At 71.6% G+C, this 21,609-nt stretch carries 19 protein-coding genes; 13 read left to right on the top strand and 6 right to left on the bottom strand.

Translation table 11 applies throughout. The features are described from left to right. Positions 1–28 precede the first annotated feature (28 nt). The 4 genes from AB6L24_RS05795 to AB6L24_RS05780 are packed head-to-tail and all read left to right on the top strand — an operon-like array spanning position 29 to position 2,445. Complete coding sequence (locus AB6L24_RS05795; RefSeq protein WP_405652814.1) at positions 29–478, top strand: nuclear transport factor 2 family protein; 450 nt, start codon at positions 29–31, stop codon at positions 476–478. Next, entirely contained in the window at positions 475–1,410 is a 936-nt protein-coding gene (locus tag AB6L24_RS05790) for a branched-chain amino acid transaminase (RefSeq protein ID WP_405652812.1), read from the top strand. Before AB6L24_RS05795 ends, AB6L24_RS05790 begins: the two co-directional genes overlap by 4 nt. A 16-nt stretch (positions 1,411–1,426) precedes the next feature. Beyond that, entirely contained in the window at positions 1,427–2,131 is a 705-nt protein-coding gene (locus AB6L24_RS05785; RefSeq protein ID WP_405652810.1) for an AzlC family ABC transporter permease, read from the top strand. Then, positions 2,128–2,445 (top strand): AzlD domain-containing protein, encoded by a 318-nt coding sequence (locus AB6L24_RS05780; protein ID WP_405652807.1) that lies wholly within the window; start codon positions 2,128–2,130, stop codon positions 2,443–2,445. The genes AB6L24_RS05785 and AB6L24_RS05780 overlap by 4 nt, the downstream gene beginning before the upstream one ends. 66 nt (positions 2,446–2,511) lie before the next feature. Here AB6L24_RS05780 and AB6L24_RS05775 read toward each other — a convergent pair whose 3' ends face one another. The 3 genes from AB6L24_RS05775 to AB6L24_RS05765 form a co-directional block, all read right to left on the bottom strand. Continuing rightward, the gene (locus AB6L24_RS05775) at positions 2,512–5,784 is read right to left on the bottom strand and encodes an AfsR/SARP family transcriptional regulator (protein ID WP_405652804.1); all 3,273 of its coding nucleotides are present in this window, start codon (positions 5,782–5,784) and stop codon (positions 2,512–2,514) included. A gap of 147 nt (positions 5,785–5,931) precedes the next feature. Then, a complete protein-coding gene (locus AB6L24_RS05770) occupies positions 5,932–6,255 on the bottom strand; it encodes a nuclear transport factor 2 family protein (protein ID WP_405652801.1) in 324 nt (107 codons plus the stop codon). 25 nt (positions 6,256–6,280) lie between these two features. Beyond that, positions 6,281–6,706, bottom strand: a complete 426-nt coding sequence (locus AB6L24_RS05765) for a nuclear transport factor 2 family protein (protein ID WP_405652799.1) — start codon at positions 6,704–6,706, stop codon at positions 6,281–6,283. Positions 6,707–6,952: 246 nt separating this feature from the next. Here AB6L24_RS05765 and AB6L24_RS05760 point away from each other — a divergent pair, with 246 nt between their 5' ends. Next, complete coding sequence (locus AB6L24_RS05760; protein ID WP_405652797.1) at positions 6,953–7,516, top strand: hypothetical protein; 564 nt, start codon at positions 6,953–6,955, stop codon at positions 7,514–7,516. A gap of 432 nt (positions 7,517–7,948) precedes the next feature. On the opposite strand, the gene AB6L24_RS05755 is transcribed toward AB6L24_RS05760, so the two are convergent. After that, positions 7,949–9,139: an IS701 family transposase gene (locus AB6L24_RS05755; RefSeq protein ID WP_405652795.1), complete on the bottom strand. Its 1,191-nt coding sequence runs from the start codon at positions 9,137–9,139 to the stop codon at positions 7,949–7,951. A gap of 1,385 nt (positions 9,140–10,524) precedes the next feature. Here AB6L24_RS05755 and AB6L24_RS05750 point away from each other — a divergent pair. Beyond that, on the top strand, positions 10,525–11,229 hold the full coding sequence (locus tag AB6L24_RS05750; protein WP_289943971.1) for an LmbU family transcriptional regulator: 705 nt from the start codon (positions 10,525–10,527) through the stop codon (positions 11,227–11,229). 269 nt (positions 11,230–11,498) lie between these two features. Here the strand turns inward: AB6L24_RS05750 and AB6L24_RS05745 are convergent, their stop codons facing one another. Continuing rightward, positions 11,499–12,143, bottom strand: a complete 645-nt coding sequence (locus tag AB6L24_RS05745) for an FMN-binding negative transcriptional regulator (RefSeq protein WP_385725128.1) — start codon at positions 12,141–12,143, stop codon at positions 11,499–11,501. A gap of 393 nt (positions 12,144–12,536) precedes the next feature. On the opposite strand from AB6L24_RS05745, the gene AB6L24_RS05740 reads away from it, so the two are divergent. Then, positions 12,537–13,847, top strand: a complete 1,311-nt coding sequence (locus tag AB6L24_RS05740) for a lysine N(6)-hydroxylase/L-ornithine N(5)-oxygenase family protein (RefSeq protein ID WP_405652792.1) — start codon at positions 12,537–12,539, stop codon at positions 13,845–13,847. A gap of 172 nt (positions 13,848–14,019) precedes the next feature. Here AB6L24_RS05740 and AB6L24_RS05735 read toward each other — a convergent pair whose 3' ends face one another. After that, entirely contained in the window at positions 14,020–14,244 is a 225-nt protein-coding gene (locus AB6L24_RS05735) for an MbtH family protein (protein WP_190118303.1), read from the bottom strand. 630 nt (positions 14,245–14,874) lie between these two features. Here AB6L24_RS05735 and argJ point away from each other — a divergent pair. The 6 genes from argJ (at position 14,875) to AB6L24_RS05705 (ending at position 21,528) form a co-directional block, all read left to right on the top strand. Next, entirely contained in the window at positions 14,875–16,029 is a 1,155-nt protein-coding gene (gene argJ, locus AB6L24_RS05730) for a bifunctional glutamate N-acetyltransferase/amino-acid acetyltransferase ArgJ (RefSeq protein ID WP_405652790.1), read from the top strand. Continuing rightward, positions 16,026–16,937, top strand: coding sequence for an acetylglutamate kinase (argB, locus tag AB6L24_RS05725; protein ID WP_405652788.1), 912 nt, complete (start codon positions 16,026–16,028; stop codon positions 16,935–16,937). The genes argJ and argB overlap by 4 nt, the downstream gene beginning before the upstream one ends. Positions 16,938–16,991: 54 nt before the next feature. Then, entirely contained in the window at positions 16,992–18,230 is a 1,239-nt protein-coding gene (locus AB6L24_RS05720) for an acetylornithine transaminase (protein ID WP_405652785.1), read from the top strand. Between the two features lie 207 nt (positions 18,231–18,437). Next, a complete protein-coding gene (locus AB6L24_RS05715; RefSeq protein WP_405652783.1) occupies positions 18,438–18,989 on the top strand; it encodes a toxin-antitoxin system HicB family antitoxin in 552 nt (183 codons plus the stop codon). Positions 18,990–19,071: 82 nt separating this feature from the next. Next, positions 19,072–19,911, top strand: coding sequence for a DUF4097 family beta strand repeat-containing protein (locus AB6L24_RS05710; protein WP_405652781.1), 840 nt, complete (start codon positions 19,072–19,074; stop codon positions 19,909–19,911). 342 nt (positions 19,912–20,253) lie between these two features. Then, positions 20,254–21,528 (top strand): cytochrome P450, encoded by a 1,275-nt coding sequence (locus AB6L24_RS05705; protein WP_405652779.1) that lies wholly within the window; start codon positions 20,254–20,256, stop codon positions 21,526–21,528. Positions 21,529–21,609 lie beyond the last annotated feature (81 nt).

Genomic DNA, 21,609 nt, shown 5'->3' with positions numbered 1-21,609 from the left:
AACGAACACGACGAGAGGGCGAGCAGCCATGGGAAGCCGTGAGCGGGCCACGCTGGACCGGGCCGCGATGGAAGCCGCGGTGCGGCAGTACTTCGAGGCGTGCAACAAGGTCGACCGCGACCTGTTCGCCCAGTGCGTGTCCGAGCGGGTCGTGCACTACCTGGCCCACGGGATGTCGGGACCCGTCCCCGGCATCGACCCCATCGTGGAGCGCTGGGGCGCCGACGTGCGGGCCAACGACTCCCACTGGGCCGTCGACGCCGTCCACGCCGACGAGCACAGCCGCACCGCCGTCTGCGAGTGGACCGCCTTCAAGCCCCGCCTGGGCAAGGTCCTTCGCGGCGCGGAGGTCTACCGCTTCGACGACGCCGGACTCATCGACGAGGTCCGCATCTACTACGCCTCCCGCCGCGACGACACCGTCGCCGCCAACGAACTCGAAGGCTTCCCCTACGCCGAGCGGGGCTTCGCCACATGACCCGCGCCGCGCCCGCGGCGCCCCTCGACGACCGGGACGGCGTCATCTGGTGCGACGGCGCGTTCGTGCCCTGGCGCGAGGCCCGGCTGCACGTCCTCAGCCACGGACTGCACTACGGCGGCAGCGTCTTCGAGGGCGAACGGGCCTATGGAGGCCGCGTCTTCAAGCTCCACGAGCACACCGCCCGGCTCGCCGCGTCGGCCCGCACCATGGGCTTCGCACTGCCCTGGTCCGTCCCGGACCTCGCCGCCGCCACGGCCGAGGCCGTCGCCGTCGCGGGCCTCACCGACGGCTACGTACGCCCCGTCGCCTGGCGCGGCAGCGACACCCTGCGCCTGGTCGCGCCGGACAACGGCGTGCACGTCGCCATCGCCGCCTGGCCCTGGCCGCGGATCTTCACCGAAGGACCCCGCGGCATCCGTCTGCACACCTCGCGCTGGCGCCGCCCCGCCCCCGACACCGCGCCCATCAGCGCCAAGACCGCCGCCCTCTACGCCATCGGCGCCCTCGCCGGACAGGAGGCCGAGGCGGCGGGCCACGACGACGCGCTGCTCCTGGACCACCGCGGCCGCCTCGCCGAGGCCACCGGCGCCAACCTGTTCCTGGTGATCGCGGGGGAGCTGCACACCCCGCCCCCGGAGTGCGTCCTCGACGGCATCACCCGCCGCACCGTCATCGACATCGCCCGCGACCGTGGACTCCCGGTCGTCGAACGCCACCTCGCCCCCGCCGAACTCGCCCGCGCCGACGAGGTGTTCCTCACCGGCACGGCGTACGAGGTCCAGCCCGTCACCGCCGTCGACTCCCTGCGGTTCCCCCTCGGCCCGGTCGGGGCGGCCCTCGCGGCGGCGTACGGACGGATCGTGCGGGGCGAGGAGGGGTGCCCGGCGCCGCCCGGCCGCCCCGCCCCCGCGGTGAGCGAGCGCGGATGACGGAGAGCGGGCGCGGATGACGGACCGCGGGGCCGGGCCCGCCCGGCCGGTTCCGGCGGGCGGGCGGCGCGCGGCCTGGGCCGCCGGGGCCAGGGCCGCCGTGCCGTTCACCGTCGCGATCTTCGCCTTCGGGATCTCCTTCGGCGTCCTCGCCAAGGGCGCGGGCTTCGGCGCGCTCGCCGCGACCTCCATGTCGGGCCTGGTGTTCGTCGGCTCGTCGCAGTTCGCCGCCGTGTCGGTCATCGTCAACGGCGGAGGCTGGGCCGCGGCGGCCGTCGCCGGGACCCTCCTGAACCTGCGCTATCTGGTGATGGGCTTCGCCATCCTGCCCGCGCTGCGCGGCGGCCGGGTCCGCCGCGCGGTCGAGTCCCAGCTCGTCATCGAGGAGTCCTGGGCCATCGCCAGCGACGCGGACGGCCGCTTCGACCGGGTGCGGCTGCTGTCCTCCGGGGTGGTCCTCTGGCTCGGCTGGGTCCTCGGCACCCTGCTCGGCGCGATCGGCCCCTTCAAGGCCGTGGACATCCTCACCTACGGCCTGGACGCCGTCTCGCCCGTCCTGTTCTTCCTGCTGCTCGCACCGCACCTCGGCACCGGGTCCAAACGCACGGCGGCGGCCACCGCGGCGGCCTGCGCCGCGGTCCTCACCGCCGTCGCCGTGCCCGACACCGCCATCGCCGTGGCCTGCGTCATCGCCGTCGTGTGGACGTGGAGGTCCCGATGAGCAGCGACCCGTGGATCGTCGTCGGCGCCCTGGTGGCGACCACCTTCCTCATCAAGGGCGCGGGCTCCCTCGTCATGGGCGACCGCGAACTGCCCGTCTGGTTCCCGCGGTTCGTCGAGTACCTGACGCCCGCGCTGCTCGCCGTCCTCGTCGTCACCCAGCTCGTGGGCGCCGCGGGCGCGCACGGCATGACCTTCGACGCCCGCCTCGCCGGCTTCGCCGGAGCCCTGGTGGCCTGGCGGCTCAAGGCCCCCGTGCCGCTGGTGATCCTGGTGGCCGCGGCGGTCACGGCGGGGGTACGGGCGCTGGGCTGAGGGGCTGTCCGCGCACCCCGCCCGCGCCCCGACGCGCGGCACGCACGATCGCCGCACCACGGGTGTTCAAGGGCAGGCGCCGAGCCCGGGGTCCGCGCGCCGCACGGCGGCCTCCACCTCCAGGGCGCGGGCCAGGCCCGGCCGGTGGCCGGCGGCCCGGTACAGCCGCAGGGATCGCTCGACGGCACGCGCCGCCCGGGCGGGCTGACCGAGCGCCAGATGCACCAGGGCCAGCTCGGCCCGCGCGTCGGCCTCGGCGAGGCGCAGCCCGGACTGCCGGGCCGCGGCGAGGGCACGGCGGACGCACGCGAGCGCCTCGCCGTGGTCGCCCAGGTGCCGGTGCACGGCCGCGAGCCCCACAAGCGCCCCGGCCTCGGCCCGTCGGCAGCCCGCCGCGCGCGCCGCCTCCAGGGCCCGGCCGTGGTGGTCGAGGGCGCCGGGCGCGTCGTCGAGGCGCAGCAGCACCGTGCCGATGGTGGTGAGGGCCTCCGGCTCCACGAGGCGCCGGTGCGTGCGGTGCGTGACGCCGAGCGCGTCGACGGCGTACTTGAGCGCGAGCCGCGGATCCCCGGCGTCCCTGCACACCACCGCGAGGGCGTTGAGCGCGCCCTCCGCCGCGTAGGTGAACAGGAGCCTGCCGTCCGCGGCGAGCGCCCGGGTGAGGAGGCGCTGCGCCTCGTCCGCCGCGCCGAGCGCGTGCTCGACGGCGCCGAGCCCCCACAGGGACAGCATCACCGTGTGCTGGTCCCGCGAGGCCTCGGCGCGCGCACGGGCCGTGCCGAAGTGCCGGTGGGCGACGGTGAGCCGGCCCTGGTCGAGGCGGACGAAGCCGAGCAGGCACAGCGCCCACGCCTCACCGGCGGGCTGCCCGCTGCCGGCGTACAGGGCGAGGGCCCGCTCGGCCTCGCGGGCGGCCTGGTCGAGGGCGCCGCGTTCGCGGTGCGAGGCGGCGAGCCCGAGCACCGCTCCGGCGGTCTCCACGGGCTGCCCGGTCCGCGCGAACAGGCTCTCGGCGTGCGCGCTGTGCCACAGCGCCTCGTCGTGCCGGGCCAGCTCCCACAGCACGTAGCACATGCTCCAGTGCATCACCGCCCGCGCGTGGTCGTCGTGCGCGGCCTCGGCGGCCCCGAGCCCGGCGTGCGCGGCCCGCAGCCAGTCCGTGCGGCGCCCGTGCTCCATGAGGTGCCCGTGCAGGGCGAGCGCCGACTTCCAGGCGAAGGAGCGCGGCCCGTACCGGACGGCGTGCCGGGTGCAGGCGAGCAGCGCGGCCCGCTCGTCGTCGAGCCACGCGAGGGCCTCGGCGGCGCCCCGGAAGACCAGCGGCGCCGTGGGGGAGCCGTCGGCCTCCGGCGGGTCGGCCGCGTACCAGGAGTAGAAGGTGCCGTACAGCAGGTGGGCGGCCTGCTCGGCGGTGGCCAGGTACCAGGTGAGCAGGCGGCCGACGGCGCGCTCGCGGGCGGTGGGGCTGTCCTGCTCCCGGGCCCGCTCCTGGGCGAACAGGCCGACGAGGGCGTGCAGATGGAAGCGGCCCGGCTGGTGGCTCTCAAGGAGGCTGCGGGCGACCAGCTGGTCCAGGAGCCGGGCGGTGGCGGGCAGGTCGGTCCCGGCGAGGGCGGCGGCGGCCGGGGCGGAGATCCCGGGGCCCGGGGCGAGCGCGAGCAGCCGCAGGAGCTCCTGCTCGGCGGCGGACAGCGACCGGTACGACAGGGCGAGCACACCGCGTACACCCGTGTGCTCCTCCTGGTCCAGGGTCAGCTCGCGGAGCCGGTCGCCGCCGCGCAGCCGCCGTACGACCTCCTCGATCGGCGGATGCCGGTCGCCGATGAGGTGGGCCGCGACGATCCTGACGGCCAGTGGCAGCAGCCCGCACAGCTGGACGGCCTCGGCGGCGGCCTCCGGCTCGTGCCGCACCCGGTCCGCGCCGATGACGCGGGCGAGCAGCGCGAGGGCCTCCTCCTCGCCGAAGACGCCGAGGCTGACCCGGTGGGCGTCGTGGAAGGCGGTCAGGCCCCGCAGGTCGTTACGGCTGGTGACGACGACGAAGCAGGTGGGCGAGCCGGGAAGGAGCGGGCGCACCTGCGCGAGCCCGGCCGCGTCGTCGAGCAGGATCAGCATGCGCCGGCCCGCGAGCAGCGAGCGGTACAGGGCCGCCTTCTCGTCGGTGCTCTCCGGCAGATGCCCGGTGTCGACGCCCAGCGCCCGCAGGAGCTGCCCGAGCGCCTCGTCGGCCGTCGTCGGCCCCTCCTGGGCGTGGCCGCGCAGGTTCGCGTACAGCTGTCCGTCGGGGAAGCGGTCGGCGACCCGGTGCATCCAGTGCAGCGCGAGCGTGGTCTTGCCGACGCCCGCCATGCCGGACACGGAGGAGATCACCAGCGTCTGCCCCGGGCCCGCCTCGTGCCGGGCGAGGAGGGTGTCGAGCTGGCGCAGATAGTCCGAGCGGCCGGTGAAGCTGGCGACGTCGGGCGGGAGTTGACGTGGCACCGGCCGGACGGGGGGCGCGGTCGGGGCGCCGGGGGCGGGGGCGAGGGCCGGGTCGCCGGAGAGGACGCGCTGGTGGAGTTCCTTGAGGGGGCGGCCGGGCTCGATGCCCACTTCCGCGTCGAGGAGGTGGTAGAAGTCGCGGTACGAGGCGAGGGCCTCCGCCTGTCTGCCGGAGCGGTGCAGCGCCAGCATCAGCTGGCAGCGCAGCCGCTCGCGCAGCGGGAACTCACTGACGAGCGTGGTCAGTTCGGCCACCGACTGCTCGTAGTGGCCCAGCTCGATCAGCGCGTCGAGGCGGTCCTCGCGGGCCACGAGCTGCAGCTCCTGCAGGCGTTCGGCCTCGGCGAGCGCGAAGCTGCGGTCGCTGACACCCTCCAGGGCGGGGCCGGTCCACAGCGACAGGGCCTCGTCGAGCAGCGCCACCACGGCGTCGGCGTCTCCGTCGGCGGCGGCCTTGCGGGCCCGGTCGGTGAGGTGGACGAAGCGCAGGGCGTCGACCTGCTCGTCGGACACCTGGAGGGTGTAGCTGGTGTTGCTGCGGGCCCCCGCGCTGACCAGGACCTCGAACCCGGAGGTGGCGCGGCGGCCCGGCTCCAGGATGCGGCGCAGATGAAGGACGTGGGTGCGCAGGGCGCTCACCGCGCCGTCCGGTGCCTCACCCTCCCACAGGAGTTCGGCGAGCCGGGAGGTGCTGACGGGGTGGCCGCGGGCGAGGGCGAGGGCCGCGAGGAGTGCGCGCTGCTGCGGCCCGAGGCCGACCTGACGGCCCCGGACCTCCACGCTCACCGGGCCAAGGAGGCGGATCCGCACCGACTCCTTCGGTGCCTGCTCCACCTCGGGTCCGGGGGTGCGGCTCACGCCATTGCCCCTCTTCCCTCGGCTTCCCTGCGCTCAGTCGGATTCCCTCTGCCGCGCGGTCCGTCCGGCGGACCGGTCGTGGACCCGCGGGGCGCACCGGCCGCGGTCCGTCCGGTGGTACGCCCGGTCTCCCGCCGGACCCGACGCTCAGGCGGGTCCGGCGACGAACCGCCGGATGACACCCTCGGACACCGAGAACTCCCAGGCGGTGTCGATGTCGCCCCAGATGTCGTTGTGGAAGCGGGCCGTGACCGACAGACCGTCGGACGACTCCCGCACCACCTCCATCCGGGCGTGGGACGAGAACAGCTCACGTTCCACCCACGCGTCGAGGTCGCGTTCGGTTCCCACGTCGATCACGGTGGCGTCCTTCGCGAGCACGGTCCACAGCGCCGCGGGGTCCTGGGCGTTGACCGCGTCCACGAAGGCGCTCACCACCGGATGGGACGGCATGCGGTCACGGGGGGTCATCTGGCGTGCCTCTCTCGCGGGTCGGTCAGGCGCCGGTCGCGGCGCGGTGCAGTGCGTAGGTGTCCTCGAACAGGTGGTAGCGCGTGACCTGGCCGCCGACCACCGTGAGATGGGCGGCGAAGGGCGTGGTCAGCGGGGCGCCGGTGGCCTTGACGGTGTCGCGCAGGTGGCCGAGGATCACGCCCTGCTCGCCGTCGACGACGATGTGCGTGACGGTGAACTCCTCGGGCTGCAGATAGGCGTGCAGGGTGGTGAAGAACTCCTGGACCCCCGCCCGCCCGGTCCGGTTCCCCGACCAGGGGACGTCCGGCGAGCCCGGCGCGACCCACTCCGCCGACTCGGAGAACAGCCGCACCGCGCCGTCCAGGTCCCGCTCCGCGAGCCGGGCCAGATAGGCGTCGATCACTTCCCTGGTCGCCCGGTCGGATCCCGCGGGGGACTGCGTGGACATCTCACCAACTCCTCGTCGCGCTCCGGCCCTTGGGCGTGGAGGTCCAGTGTGGTGCGCCTGGGGCGGCGAGCGTAAGTCACACGCCTCATTCCCGCCACGGGTTGGCGCTCCGGCGCGGCCGACCGGGGCGGCGGGGCTGACCGGAAACCGGCTCCTGGCCCCGGCGGCAGCACGCGGTGCCAAAAGTCGCGAGAGTGATGCCTCGAAAGCTTGCGCGTGGCGCCATAGTGGTGCGACGATGGCGCCATGGAACTCACGCGGTACGTCGACAACCTGCGCCAGGAGCTCTCGGTCGCAGTGGAGGCGGGCGACGAGGAGACGCGAGAACTCGCCGAACGCCTCGTCACACCGCTGGCTTCCGCTGTCCGTCTGACGCTTCTTGACGCGCTGTCGGCCGCCGCGGACGAGATCACCCGCGACCTGGCCCCCGGTTCGGTCGAGATACGCCTGCGGGGGCTCGACCCGACGTTCGTCGTGACGCCGCCCCCGCCGGACCGGCCGTTCGAGGATGAGGTCGACCACGACTTCGACCACCCGCACAACGGGGTGGCGCCATCACTGGTGTCACTGGCGCCAGTGACGGTGAACGGGGAGGAAGGTGCGACCTCCCGCATCAACTTCCGTCCGCCCGAGCACCTCAAGACCCGGATCGAGGAGGCCGCGGGGCGCGAGCGCCTGTCGGTCAACGCATGGCTGGTTCGAGCGGTGTCGGCGATGCTGGAGTTCGACGAGCGCGGCCGCCACGCGGAGCGCCGCGTGCCGCGCGGCGCACCGGGAAGCTCCCAGCGCTACACGGGCTGGGTGAACTGACCCGCGGGCCGGGTGAGCCGGCCGCATCGCGGCCACAGACTTCGGGCCGGCGTGCTGCCGCACGCCGGTACCGATCCCGCGGCCCTGGAGACCGACCTCCCCCGGCGGTCTCCAGGGCCGCACCCTTCCGGCGCGCACGCCGGGCATTCCGGTACGCGAGGCACGCCGATCCGGTGCGCCGGATGAACGCCCCTCCTCGTACCGCGCCGCAATTCTAGGCGAGCCGCGCCCCGCGGAAAGCGCGAAGTCCGGGCTGACTCGCAGTCAATTGCGTCAATTCGCGTAGGGGACACGGGAATCGGTTTCGCTGCAGTCACCATGTAGCAGTCGTGTGACCGTCGTGCGACGGTCAGGTGGCAATCGTGCGACAGTCCCGCGCCCGTCATGAATATGCCGGACGGCTCCTGAATTTGAGTCAATCCAGTGCGGTCGTCAGACCAAGTGCAGCCGTTGCCGATGGTTTCGGGGAAGCGGCGCGGGACAGCACGGCATATGCCGCGGCACGGGCCGGTGCGTGAGCCGCTGATAGGTGTACGCCGCGGAAACGAGCGTCATGTGGTGATACCAGCCGGGAAAGGAACGGCCCTCGAAGTCGAGGAGGCCGAAGTGGCGTTCCATGCCCGCGACGGCGGTGGTGGTCCGGGTCCGGTGGGTGGCGAGTGAGGCAACGTTGTCGAGTCGCTGGTGCGTCAGGCTGGTGAGCCACATGGATCCCGGGCGACTTTCCGGTAGCACTTCCGTGAATAGTCGATAGGGATATTCAGGCGTCGCGCCCGGCCTGGCCCCCGGCAGGCGCACGAGCACCGACCGGACGCGGGTGTGCTGGCGGCGGCCGTCCGGCGCGGTGACGAGGACGGAGTCGGTGTTCCCCGAGGAGACATGGCTCCGCGCGCTGACCGGCTCCGGGGAGCCGGGCGTGCGGTCGCCGACGGGCAGGACCTTCAGGTGCTGGGGCACGGCGACCACGAAGTCCCGGGCCCGCTGGCTGAGTCCGCGCAGGAAGAGGGTCACGTCGGGGTCGTCGCTCATGTCGGCGACGACCGGCGCGGGGGTGGGCGCGGTGCGGGCCTCCAGGGTGTCGACCAGGTCCAGGGCCTGGGCCCACAGCGGGCGGTGGCCGACGTCGTCGGGTATGCGCGCGCGCCGGCGCAGCTGGGCGTCCTCGGTCCAGGGCGCCGGGAGCAGCAGCCGCCAGTCGACCGGGACGTGCAGGGCGTCGATGCCCAGGAAGGCGCCGAGCCCCAGCTGGCAGTTGAGGGTGCGGCCGGAGACCGGGTCGAAGTAGCGGTGCACGCCCACCGACCGGTCGCCGCGCTTGGGCAGGACCGCGCGGCCGATCGCCCAGGTGGAGACCCGGCCGTGGTTCTCGGCCCAGCGCGTGAGCTCCTCCATGACGGGGTCCCAGTCCCAGGGGCTCAGGCTCACGAACTGGCGCAGGGACTGCACGGCGGTGGGGGACGCGGAGACGGCACCGGCGAGGCGGCGCACGGATTTCTTCCCGGGAGTGATGAGAAGACCCGCCACATAGGCCCCCGCCCACCTGCGCTGATCGGCGCGGCGCAGATTCTGGAAGACCTGGTCGGTGAAGTCGCCGAAAGGAGAGGCGAGGTGGGTTTCGGGCACCTCGCCGCCCGGAGCCGATGTTGGCAATGCGCAGGGCACAACCATGCTGCGATCCCTCCCGGACGTCCCTGAGCGGCAGCTGCCGAGCGTCGAGTCTAGGATCCGAGAGCGCGTCGCACCATCTTGCTGCGGGCGTGACTGATGTGGCAACCACGGCAGCAAATCGGGTTCGCGCACCCCGTCCGCGAGGGCGCAAGCAGCGGACTCCATCTCTCCGGTTCGGGCTCCGGTTCGGCACCAACTGCCGGACGGTTTCCACGGAGAGGATCTGGAATTCCAGCTTCCGGGCATTCGAGCCCCGGAGCACGGCATTCCGAGGGCCGCTCCACCGTGGTTCCGAGGGTGCCCTTCGGGCACCCGTCGGGCCCCGCCCTCCCCTCCGCTCGCACCGCGACTCTCCGCGCGCACCTCAGCGCTCGTCCCTGTGGAGCCAACTCCGCATAGCCGGTCGGCGACTTGTCGCACGGGGTGTTCTTCGGCCACCGCGGCGAGAGCGTGGCTGATACTCGTGTTAAGGGTCCGTATGGAAAATGCTAGAGTTCGCTAGCGGCCCTGGGATTCGTCTAATAGGCGCCAATGGTGACGGACCATCACCGTTTGCCCTGAATCCGGCTCGCCAACTCAACGAAGGACCCCCGCCTTCTGCACGCCCCCTTCTCTTCTGCAACTGTTTCCCTTCGCGGTACAGTTGGCTCAATTCCTGCCGCCAGTGGCGGAAGTTGATCGGTAAAGCCCCCGCTGCCCGAGTCCTGAGAGAGCTGCGTCACACCAGGACAGGCATAGCGATGCTGGGCTATCTTGTTCGAACTTCGAAAAGTCGCGACGAGCGACTGCCTCTTCCTTGAATCTCCAACAGGTGTCGGGTTCTACTCGGGTAGGCCTTTGGAAGAGACCACTGCGAAACCGGGGCATCGGTACCGATGGGGGACACGTCGGCCGTCCCGAGGACGCGGAGGTCGTGGTCGAGGCGAACGGGGCGAGTAGTTGAACGGGGCGAGTAGTTGATGTACGAATCCACACACATGCCGACTGAATGCCTTCCGCGCAGTCCTCAAGGATGCGCCGAACGGCCGGACCTGCCTGTGCTCTGTGCCGGCGGCCCCCTCGAGCGGTGAGGGTGGCCCGACGGCGTACACGCACGTGCCACGCCGACGGATCCAGCAATGAGTTGACGGAACTCTGACGACCCGACTCGGCGAGTGGCTTGAGAGAGCCCTCATCCGGCCGATCGGCTGTGATTGATTGGCCAGCCTGTGCCTCGCGATGCGCGAAGGCTTCCGACCCGTTCCCGGGTCAGGACACGGCTGCCATACCCGCATGGCATTTTCCAGTTCGAATGCGGACCGTTGTGTCCGCGTTCGTTCGATGTTCTTTCACATGGAGGCATGATGACGAACCAGGTCAGCGACCTCGAGGACTCGAAGGTTGTGCTCTTCCGCCGCAACGCGAGCGCGGTGCCGCGGCAGCGAAGAGCAGCGGTGGACGAGCGTCGTGGCCAGGTGCTGACGACGAAGGTGGGCCTGCAGATGCCGGCCGGTCTCACCTTCGAGGACTGGGAGCGGGCAGGCCGCCAGCTCTCCGGAATTGTCAACTCCTCTTCCTGGTGGCTCGGGGACTGGCTGGTATACGGCAAGGACCACTACACCGACCGCTACCAGCGCGGCATTCGCGCCGCCGGGCTCCAGTACCAGACCCTGCGCAACTACGCGTGGGTGTCCCGGCGCTTCGACTTCAGCCGACGGCGCGCGGCGCTCAGCTTCCAGCACCACGCGGAGCTGGCCTCGCTGCCGATCGACGAGCAGGAGCTGTGGCTCGACCGGGCCGAGCAGATGCAGTGGACGACCAAGCAGCTGCGCAGCGCCATCCGCGTCGCCCGTGAGGACGAGGCACGCGACGGAACGCAGACGCCCGAGACGATGCGGCGGCTCGCTGTTCCCGGCAGCAGGCTCCAGTGGTGGCACAAGGCCGCGGAGCAGTCCGGCATCGACTTCGAGCAGTGGGTGCTCGCGACCCTCGACAACGCCGCCGAGCGCGCGCTCGTCGAGGACGAGGCGGCACAGCAGCGGGAGCAGGCCGGAATCAGTGCCTGAGGTACCGGGCGCCCTGGCCTGACATGGCCAACGTCCGCCGAGATCAGGGCAGTTGACCTCGGCGGACGCATATACGACGCGCAGGGCCCGTACTCCGGAGAGGGAGTGCGGGTTCCTGCGCGTCGGCACGTGTCGGCGCGGATACGCCGAGCCGCTGCCGCGGACTGGACGGCGGGCCCCGAAGTCCCGTGAGCGAGAAGGGTGTGTGGGGCCCGTCGAACGGTCCGCGGCAGCGGAACGGCTGTGCGGAAGCTATGGCGGGTGCGGACCTACGGCAGCTTGCTCATGAGCTGGGCCGTCGCCTGGTGGCGGGTGCACTCGCGGCCGCCGAAGGAGTTCCGCACGCGGTCCTGGACCTCGTCCGGCTGCTCCTGGCTGAGCTTGAACATGCCCTCGGCGCCCGTCACCTTGATGCGGAACGCGCCGACGGCGGGCACGATCTTTCGGAAATAGTCGAGCGATTCGGACATGTCCCAGCCGTCGCCGAAGGCACCCTCATAGGTGCGCACGGTGGACTTCACCACCTCCAGGGTGTTCTCGATGCCCTCGATCTTCTCGACGACACCGTGGACATGCACCGAGGTGAAGTTCCACGTCGGCGCGGCCGGCGTCACCTGATAGACCGTCGGCGACACATAGCCGTGCGGTCCTGTGAACGTCAGGAGATTCACGCTGCCCGACTCGAGCGCCTTCCAGTGCGGGTTCGCACGGTTCATATGTCCGAGCAGCCGACCGCCCGAGAGGTCGTCCGACCATTCGCCGGTCCACTCCGGATCCTGAATCACCGGAAGATGTGTGGCGAACGGCCCGGCTTCGGGACTGCCGTTGCTCACAAAGAGCGCCAACGGATTGCCGCGGATCAGATCCAGCATCCACGAACTGTCCGGCTGGCGGTACTGACTGGGAACGAACATCCGGAGTTCACCCTTTCGCTAATCTCACTCACGGTATGGTGCCAAGTCGCCGACGCTACCAGCGCTTTGAGAGGCACAACCAAATTTATGGACGAGCCGACATGGCTGTCCTGTCGGCAGGACAGCGGTGCCCGGCAGACGGTGCGGCCGGGGCCTCTTGAAAGGTCAGTCCGGCCCCTCTAAGTTGGCGTGGCGGTGTTCTCCAGCGCAATACTTAATGCGTGTCTCCCGGACCACCGGTCGAGATGTTCGAGACCATCAGCCGCACGTCAGACGAGAGTTGGCAGCATTTCCGACCGCAGCATTTCCGACCAAGGTCCTCTTGGATAACCGCAATGCCGTCGTCGCAGCTGCGGAAGTCCCAGTCGAAGCTACATCAGCGGGAGAATATCTATGGGTACGCGTGAAAACGAGATATACGACATCGTCGGGATCGGGTTCGGCCCGTCCAACCTGTCCCTCGCCATCGCCCTGGAGGAACACGAGTCAAATACCTCGGAGCAGCCGATCACGGCTGCTTTCTTCGAGCGGCAGGCCGCCTTCGGCTGGCACCGCAACATGCTGCTCCCGCAGGCGACGATGCAGATTTCGTTCCTGAAGGACCTGGCGACCTTCCGCAATCCGCTGTCGCGCTACAGCTTCGTGTCCTACCTGCACGACTCGAACCGCCTGGTCCAGTTCGTGAACAACCAGGACTTCTTCCCGACCCGCCAGGAGTTCCACCAGTACCTGGAGTGGGCGGAGGCGAGCTTCCGCGACCGCGTCTCGTACAACTCCGAGGTCACCGAGATCCGTCTGGCGGCGGAGTCCGACGCGGACGACCAGATCCTCGAGGTCGTCGTCCGTGACACCGTCGCCGGGACCTCGCGCGTGGTGAAGGCCCGCAACATCACCGTCTCCACCGGCCTGGTGCCGCGCATGCCCGACGGCATGGAGCGCGACGAGCGGGTGTGGCACAGCTCGGAGTTCCTGGCGAAGTACGCCCAGATGAAGCCCGAGGAGCTGACGAACGTCGCGGTCGTCGGCGCCGGCCAGAGCGCCGCCGAGATCACCAAGTACCTGCACGACATGCTCCCGCAGGCCCAGGTCTCGGCGATCCTGCCGAGCTACGGCTACTCCGTCGCGGACGACACGCCCTTCGCCAACCAGGTCTTCGACCCCACCGCCGTCGACCACTACTACTTCGGCACCGAGAAGACGCGGGACGCGTTCTGGCGGTACCACAAGAACACCAACTACTCCGTCGTCGACGACGACGTGATCCGGGAGCTGTTCCGCCGCTCCTACGAGGAGGAGGTCGCGGGCGCCCAGCGGCTGCACTTCCTGAACCTCACCCGGGTCAAGGAAGTGAAGCGCTCCGGCAACGACACGCGGGTCGTCCTGCACTCGCTCCTGGACGGCGAGACCGAGCAGGAGATGGACGTCGACGCGCTCGTCTTCGCCACCGGCTACGCCACGATGGACGCCACCCGCCTGCTCGGCGACCTGGACGGCTTCTGCCTGCGCGACGAGGAGGGCCGCCACCAGGTGGAGCGCGACTACCGCGTCGTCACCACCGGCGACCTGTCCTGTGGCATCTACCTCCAGGGCGGCACCGAGCACACGCACGGTCTGACGTCGTCCCTGCTGTCGAACATCGCCGTGCGCAGCGGTGAGATCGCCGACTCGATCGTCGAGCGACGCGGCGTCGGCGAGAAGGTCTGAGCCACCCCTGTTCCGGACGGCCCGTCGGCCCCCACCGACGGGCCGTTCGCATGCGCGCGTCCGGGGCGGGGCCGCGTACGCGTGAAGGGGCGGGCCCCGGTGCTTCCCAGCACCGGGGCCCGCCCCTTCACGGCTGCTCGGCGTCGCTCAGGAGCGCGCCCGCCGCACGGCCCTACGCGGCCTGGTCGGCCGCCATCGCGTCACGCAGGCTCTTGGGCCGCAGGTCGGTCCAGTTCTGCTCCACGTAGTCCAGGCACTCCTGGCGGCCGGCCTCGCCGAACGCCACCCGCCAGCCGGCGGGGACCTCGGTGAACGACGGCCACAGGGAGTGCTGCTCCTCGTCGTTCACCAAGACGTAGAACTGGCCATCCGCGTCGTCGAACGGGTTGCTGCTCATGTCCACTCCATTTCAAGCCATTTCAAGCCGTACACGATGACTTCCCGGCGGAAGCCGTTCGTTCCAGGTGCCGGCGGACACAGTCCACCAGCCTCGCCATTATCGGCCGCGGGCAAGCCCGGCGTCCAGCCCCGGCTGCTCGCCGACGAATTGTCGGTATGGACCGGGGCGTACTGCGGTGGTCCCGTGAAGTATTCACTGCGACCGGATCAAAATTCCGTGAAAAATTTCGGGCCCGCCACCTTCGAGCGCGACCGTGAACTGCGCTCCCGAAGCTACTCGGTTGGTTCTGCGGCGGTCCGTGCGGGCCATGCACAAGGTTCCCGGCACGGACGGTGCCGATGGCCCGCTGTCCCGTGGACAGGACAGCCCGGTGCCGAAAGCCTGAATTGCCTGTAGTTTGTTGCGGGTTGTCGGGCGGCCACGCCCGGCAGTGCCGGTGACACATCGATGAACTGCCAGATCAGCGATGTGGGGCGTTCAATGGGAAAGGGCGGAAGGGGAGTTGTGTATTCACGGCACCCAGTCGCCAGAATCGAGGAATGGGGCGGCTCGGGTCATGTCATTGTCGGTGGTCCCCCTCGGCCTTCCCGGGAAACTGGGAACTTCCACTATAGGAGTAGTAGAGCCATGAGCGTCACGGCAGCACAAGGTTTTTCGGCCGCAGGCGTCGCGGCCGGAATAAAGAGCAGCGGTAATCCGGATGTGGCCCTGGTCGTGAACAACGGCCCGCGTCGTTCGGCGGCCGGTGTCTTCACCTCGAATCGGGTGAAGGCCGCCCCCGTGGTGTGGAGCGAGCAGGTCCTGAGGGTGGGCGCGGTCAGCGCCGTCATCCTCAACTCCGGCGGCGCCAACGCGTGCACGGGCCCGGCGGGCTTCCAGGACACCCGGGCGACCGCGGAGAAGGTCGCGGCGAGCCTGGAGGGGCACCGTGCGGGCGAGGTCGCCGTGGCCTCCACCGGCCTCATCGGCGTCCGGCTCCCGATGGACAAGCTCCTGCCGGGCGTCGAGAGCGCCGTCGCCGAACTCTCCGAGGACGGCGGCGAGAAGGCGGCCGTCGCCATCAAGACGACGGACAGCGTGCACAAGACCGCGGTCGTCGAGGGCAAGGGCTGGACGGTCGGCGGCATGGCCAAGGGCGCGGGCATGCTCGCCCCCGGCCTCGCCACGATGCTCGTCGTCCTCACCACCGACGCCGACCTCGACACCGACGTCCTGGACAAGGCGCTGCGCGCGGCGACCCGCGTGACCTTCGACCGGGTCGACTCCGACGGCTGCATGTCCACCAACGACACGGTGCTGCTGCTGGCCTCCGGCGCCGCCGGAGTGGCTCCGGAGTACGCGGAGTTCGCCGACGCCGTCCGGCAGGTCTGCGACGACCTGGCCCGCCAGCTCATCGGTGACGCCGAGGGCGCGTCGAAAGACATCCGCATCGACGTCGTGAACGCGGCCACCGAGGACGACGCCGTGGAGGCCGGGCGCTCCATCGCCCGCAACAACCTCCTCAAGTGCGCCATCCACGGCGAGGACCCCAACTGGGGCCGCGTGCTCTCCGCCATCGGCACCACGTCCGCGACCTTCGAGCCGGACCGTCTGAACGTCGCCATCAACGGCGTCTGGGTCTGCAAGGACGGCTCGATCGGCGCCGACCGCACCGCGGTCGACATGTCCGGCCGTGAGGTCGTCATCACCGCGGACCTGGCGGCGGGCGCCGAGCGCGCCACGCTGTGGGCCAACGACCTGACGTCCGAGTACGTCCACGAGAACAGCGCGTACTCGTCATGAGGATCAGCACGCAGGAGCACCCCGCACTGGTCAAGGCGCAGTCCGTGATGGACGCGCTGCCGTGGCTCAACCGCCACCAGGGCAAGATCTGCGTCATCAAGTTCGGCGGCAACGCCATGATCGACGACGAGCTGAAGGCGGCCTTCGCCCACGACGTCGTCTTCCTGCGGCACGCCGGCCTCAAGCCGGTCGTCGTGCACGGCGGCGGCCCGCAGATCAGCGCCGCCCTGAAGCTCCACCACATCGACAGCGAGTTCAAGGCCGGCCTCAGGGTCACCTCGCCCGAGGCCATGAACGTGGTCCGGATGGTGCTCGCGGGACAGGTCCAGCGCGAGCTCGTCGGCCTCATCAACCAGCACGGCCCGCTCGCCGTCGGCCTCACCGGCGAGGACGCGGACACCATCACCGCGACCAAGCACTGGCCGGAGGGCGAGGAGGGAGAGAAGGTCGACATCGGCCGGGTCGGCGAGATCGCCGGGGTGAACCCCGGCGCCGTCGAGGCGCTGCTCGCGGACGGCCGCATCCCGGTCATCTCACCGGTGGCCCGCAGTGTCGACGACGACCACGTCTACAACGTGAACGCCGACACCGCGGCCGCCGCCATCGCCGCCTCCCTGAACGCCCACACGCTGGTCTTCCTCACCGACGTCGAGGGCCTGTACGCGGACTGGCCGCACAGCGACGAGGTCATCAGCAGGCTCAGCGCCAGCGAACTGGAGAAGATCCTTCCGGAGCTGGCCGACGGCATGGTCCCCAAGATGGCAGGCTGCCTGCACGCGGTCCGCAACGGCGTGGGCAGCGCGCGCGTCATCGACGGACGGGTCCAGCACTCGGTGCTGCTCGAGATGTTCACGCGCGAGGAGATCGGCACGCTGGTCATGCCGGACATCGAAGACGACCTGCGATGAGCGGGGCGGCCCAGGAGAGGGCGCGATGAGCGTGCCCGGCACGGAGGGGACGGTATGAACGAGGCAACGAGCGACACCGGCGTCACGGGCGACGCCGTGGGGGAGCGCGGGAACACCAAGCTCACCGAGCGCTGGCAGGCGTCGCTGATGGACAACTACGGCACGCCGAGGGTGCCGTTGGTGCGCGGCGAGGGCGCCGCGTTCTGGGACGCCGACGGAAGGAAGTACCTCGACTTCCTCGGCGGGATCGCCGTCAACTCCCTCGGCACCGCGCACCCCGCCGTCGTCCGTGCCGTCAGCGAGCAGGTCGGCAGGCTCGGCCATGTCTCGAACCTGTTCATCGCCGAGCCGCCGGTGCGGCTCGCCGAGCGGCTGCTCCGGCTGACCGGGCGCTCCGGCCGGGTCTTCTTCTCCAACTCCGGCGCGGAGGCGAACGAGGCGGCCTTCAAGATCGGCCGCCTGACCGGCCGCCGCCGCATGGTCGCCACCGAGGGCGGCTTCCACGGCCGCACCATGGGCTCCCTCGCCCTCACCGGCCAGCCCCCGAAGCGCGCCGCGTTCGAGCCGCTGCCCGGTGATGTCACGCATGTGCCGTTCGGTGACGCCGACGCGCTGCGCGCGGCCGTCGACGAGGACACCGCGCTCGTCGTCATCGAGCCGATCCAGGGCGAGAACGGCGTGGTCGTACCGCCGCCCGGCTATCTGGCCGCGGCCCGCGAGATCACCCGGGCCACCGGGACGCTGCTCGTCCTCGACGAGGTGCAGACCGGCATCGGCCGCACCGGCCACTGGTTCGAGCACCAGGCGCACGGCGTGGAGCCGGACGTCCTCACCCTCGCCAAGGGCCTCGGCGGCGGCATGCCCATCGGCGCGACGCTCGCGTTCGGCCCGGCCGCCGAGCTGATGGTGCCCGGCGCGCACGGCACCACCTTCGGCGGCAACCCCGTCTCCTGCGCCGCCGCGCTCGCGGTGCTCGACACCATCCACGGCGACGGGCTCCTGGACCACGTCAAGCGCCAGGGCGAGGCGCTGCGCCGGGGCATCGAGGCACTCGGGCACCCGCTGGTGGACCGGGTCCGCGGCGCCGGTCTGCTGCTCGGCATCGTCCTGACCGATGCCGTCGCACCGCGCGTGCAGCAGGCCGCCCAGGACGCGGGACTCCTGGTGAACGCCGCCCTGCCGGACACCATCCGGCTCGCCCCGCCGCTGATCGTCGGCGAGGACGAGGTGACGGCGTTCCTGCGCGCGCTGCCCGGCGTCCTCGACCGGGTGCGGCGCGAGGGCGAGGTCTGAGACCACCGCACCGGCACCGACCGAGCAGGCCGTCCACCAACCGGTGGGCGGCCTTCCGGTTTTCCGCACCAGGAGGCCGTCCGAGCCCCGCCGTGAGATCCGCCGGAGCCCGCGTCAAGGTCTACTGGCGCCGCCGGGCCGCCTCGGTGCGCCAGTCGTGAGCCATGTCGGCTTGCAATGGCGCCATCGTGATGCCATAGTGGCGTCATGGATCTCACGCCCTACGTCGACTACCTCCGCAGGGAGCTGTCCGTCGCAGCCGACGCGGACGGCGAGGAGGCGCGGGCGATGGCCGAGCGCCTCAGCGCCCAGCTCGAGTCGGCGACCCGGCTCACGCTGCTTCAGGCGCTGTCCGACGCGGCGGGCGAGATCACGGGCGAACTGGCACCAGGCTCCGTGGACGTACGGCTGCGCGGCCGCGAGCCCGAGTTCGTGGTGACACCGGCCGCGGTCGACGACTGGGTGGACCGCGCCGCGCCCGAGGCGGTCCCGACCGGACCGGCCCCGGCGCGGGTGCCGCCCCCGGCCCTGTCCGCCGAGGACCACCGCACCACGGTGAGGATCAACCTCCGCCTGCCCTCCGGCCTCAAGCTGCGGGCCGAGAAGGCGGCGGCACAGGAGGGACTCTCGCTCAACGCCTGGCTCGTACGGGCGATATCGACGGCCCTGGAACCCGAGGAAAGGACCGTCGCCCCCCAGGCCGGACCGGGGCATTCCGCCGGCCGCGGCGGCCGGAGCTACACCGGCTGGGTCGGCTGAGCGCCGCCCGCACCGCAGTGTCACCCTCCCTCAGCCGTCCCACCAGCGGGGACGCCCGACAGACCCATAGGACGGGGCAGCCATGCCAACCTTCGACACCCCCGAGCCCATCTCTGTCGCCCTGCAGCTCAACGCGGGCCTCCTGCGCCTGACTGCGGGCGCGCGCACCGAGACCGTGGTCGAGGTCAGCCCGAGCAACGGACTGAGCCAGAACGACCGCAGCGCCGCCGAACAGACCCGCGTCGAGTACGGCCAGGGCAGGCTGCTCATCAGGACCCCGCGCCGGCGCAGCCTTTTCGGCTCCGGCGGCTCCGTCGACGTGACGGTCGAACTGCCCGCCGGATCAAGGGTGTCGGGGGATGCCACCATGGCCGACATCTACAGCGAGGGCGAGCTGGGGGAGTGCGAGTTCAAGACCGGGCACGGCCGCATCCAGCTGGAGCGGGCCGGACGGCTGCAGCTCAACAGCGGCTTCGGTGACGTCACGGTCGGCAGCGCCATCGGCGAGGCCGACATCCGGGTCGCCTCCGGGGACATCCGCATCGGCCGCATCGACGGCGTGCTGACCCTGAAGAACTCCAGCGGCGACACCGACATCGAAGAGGTCACCGGCCGACTGCGGGCCACCGTCAACCGCGGCGACATCAGCATCGGCCGGGTGTACGACGACGTCACCGCCCGCTCCGTCACCGGCGACATCCGCGTCGGCGAGGTGACCCGCGGCCGCGTCGAACTGCGCGCCGCCGCCGGCGAGCTGGAGATCGGGGTGCGGAAAGGATCCGCCGCCTGGCTCGACGTGCACACCAAGGTCGGTCACGTACGGAACTCGCTCGGCGCGTCCGACGCACCCGAGCTGCCGGAAGAGGCCGTCGAGATACACGCCGTCACCAGCCGCGGCGACATCGTCATACGCCGCGCCTGACCACGGCGCCTGACGGCAGCACGAGGGCGCGGTGGCCGACACCGTGCCCTCGCCGCGTTCCCGGAACCCGTGCCCTCGCCGCGTGTCCGGACGCCCCGGCCGTTTCCCGTGCCCGTGATCAGGCGGCGGTACGTGGCCGAGTATTGCTCGCACCCTCCGTACCGCCTGCGCACTGAGCGCGCACCGCACCCTCACTGAGCGCGCGCCCCGCACGCGCTGAGCGCCGCCGCCCGCCCGCAGCGGGCCCGCGGCCCCGACGCGTCGCCTTCCCCCCACCCTCCTGCCGCGTGGTCCTCGACCCGCGGAGCGTGCCTCCGCACGCCATGAAACAGGTGAAATATCATGACTTACCACTCTCTGCGCCCCGCGCCCCTCACCGCTCTCGCCGACCAATGGGGCGCGCCCCCGGCCCACTTCTGGCTCCGCGGCACCCGCCCCGAGCGGCCGGTGGCCCTCGACGAGCGGACCGGGATCTGGAACGTGTACGGCTACCCGGAGGTCGTCGAGGTCTTCTCCGACCCCGCCACCTACTCGTCCGACACGGTCCGCCAACTCGCCCCCGACGCCCCGGACTACGAGAAGAGCGGCCTGCTCACCCAGATGGACCCGCCCGCCCACCGAGGGCTCCGGCAGCTGGTCGGCCGGGCCTTCACGCCGAGGCTGGTGGCGGGCCTCGCACCCCGGATCGGCGTCCTGACCCACGAACTGCTCGACCGGGCCGACGAACGCGGCGCGCTGGAGCTCGTCGACGACCTCGCCCATCCGCTGCCGGTGACCGTCATCGCGGAACTCCTGGGCGTCCCCGCGTCCGACCGCCCGCTGTTCCGGCAGTGGAGCGAGGAGATCTTCCCGCGCGAGCAGGCGCCGACGGCGGTGGGCGCGACCGGGGACGGGAGCGGCGGGGGCGGTGGCGACATCGGCGCGGACGAGGTCGCCGCGGCCCTCGATCTGGGGCGCCGCATGAACGAGTACTTCACGGAGCACGCCGACGACCGCAGGCGCCATCCTCGGGAGGACCTGCTCACCCTGCTCGTGCAGGCCGAGGTCGACGGCGAGCGGCTGTCCCCGGCGGCGCTCGGCAACTTCGCCCAACTGCTGCTCGTCGCGGGGCATGTCACCACGACCATGCTGCTCGGCAACACGGTGCTCTGTCTGGACGCCCGTCCGGAGTACGGGGATGCGCTGCGGCGCGACCCGGACGGGCTGCCCGCCGTGATCGAGGAGTCGCTGCGCCTGCTGACGCCCTTCCAGGTCTTCTACCGGGCCACGACGCGGGAGGTCGATCTTGGCGGGCGGCGGGTGCCCGCCGGGCAGGCGCTCGCGCTGTGGGTCGGCGCGGCCAACCGGGACGAGCGCGTCTTCTTCGGCCCGGACGACTTCCGGCCCGGACGCGACCCCAACCCTCACCTCGCCTTCGGCCGGGGCATCCACTTCTGTCTCGGGGCGCCGCTCGCGCGGCTCGAAGGGCGGATCGCGCTCCGCATCCTCCTGGAGCGCTACCCGGACCTGCGGACCGACCCGGACAACCCGCCCGTACTGATGGCGAACCCGGAGCTGACGGGCGCGAGGGAGCTGCCGCTGCTCACCGCGCGACGGCCGGGACGAGCGGCGGCGTGAGGCCGGCGGGGTCCTGACCCGCGTGCGGGCATGGGCCGTGCGACCGCCTCGGTCGCGCGGCCCGGGGGTGCTCAGCCCGCG

Source organism: Streptomyces sp. RK9 (assembly GCF_045070545.1).
Lineage (GTDB): Bacteria > Actinomycetota > Actinomycetes > Streptomycetales > Streptomycetaceae > Streptomyces > Streptomyces alboflavus.
This window is presented reverse-complemented; position numbering and strand designations above follow the sequence as displayed.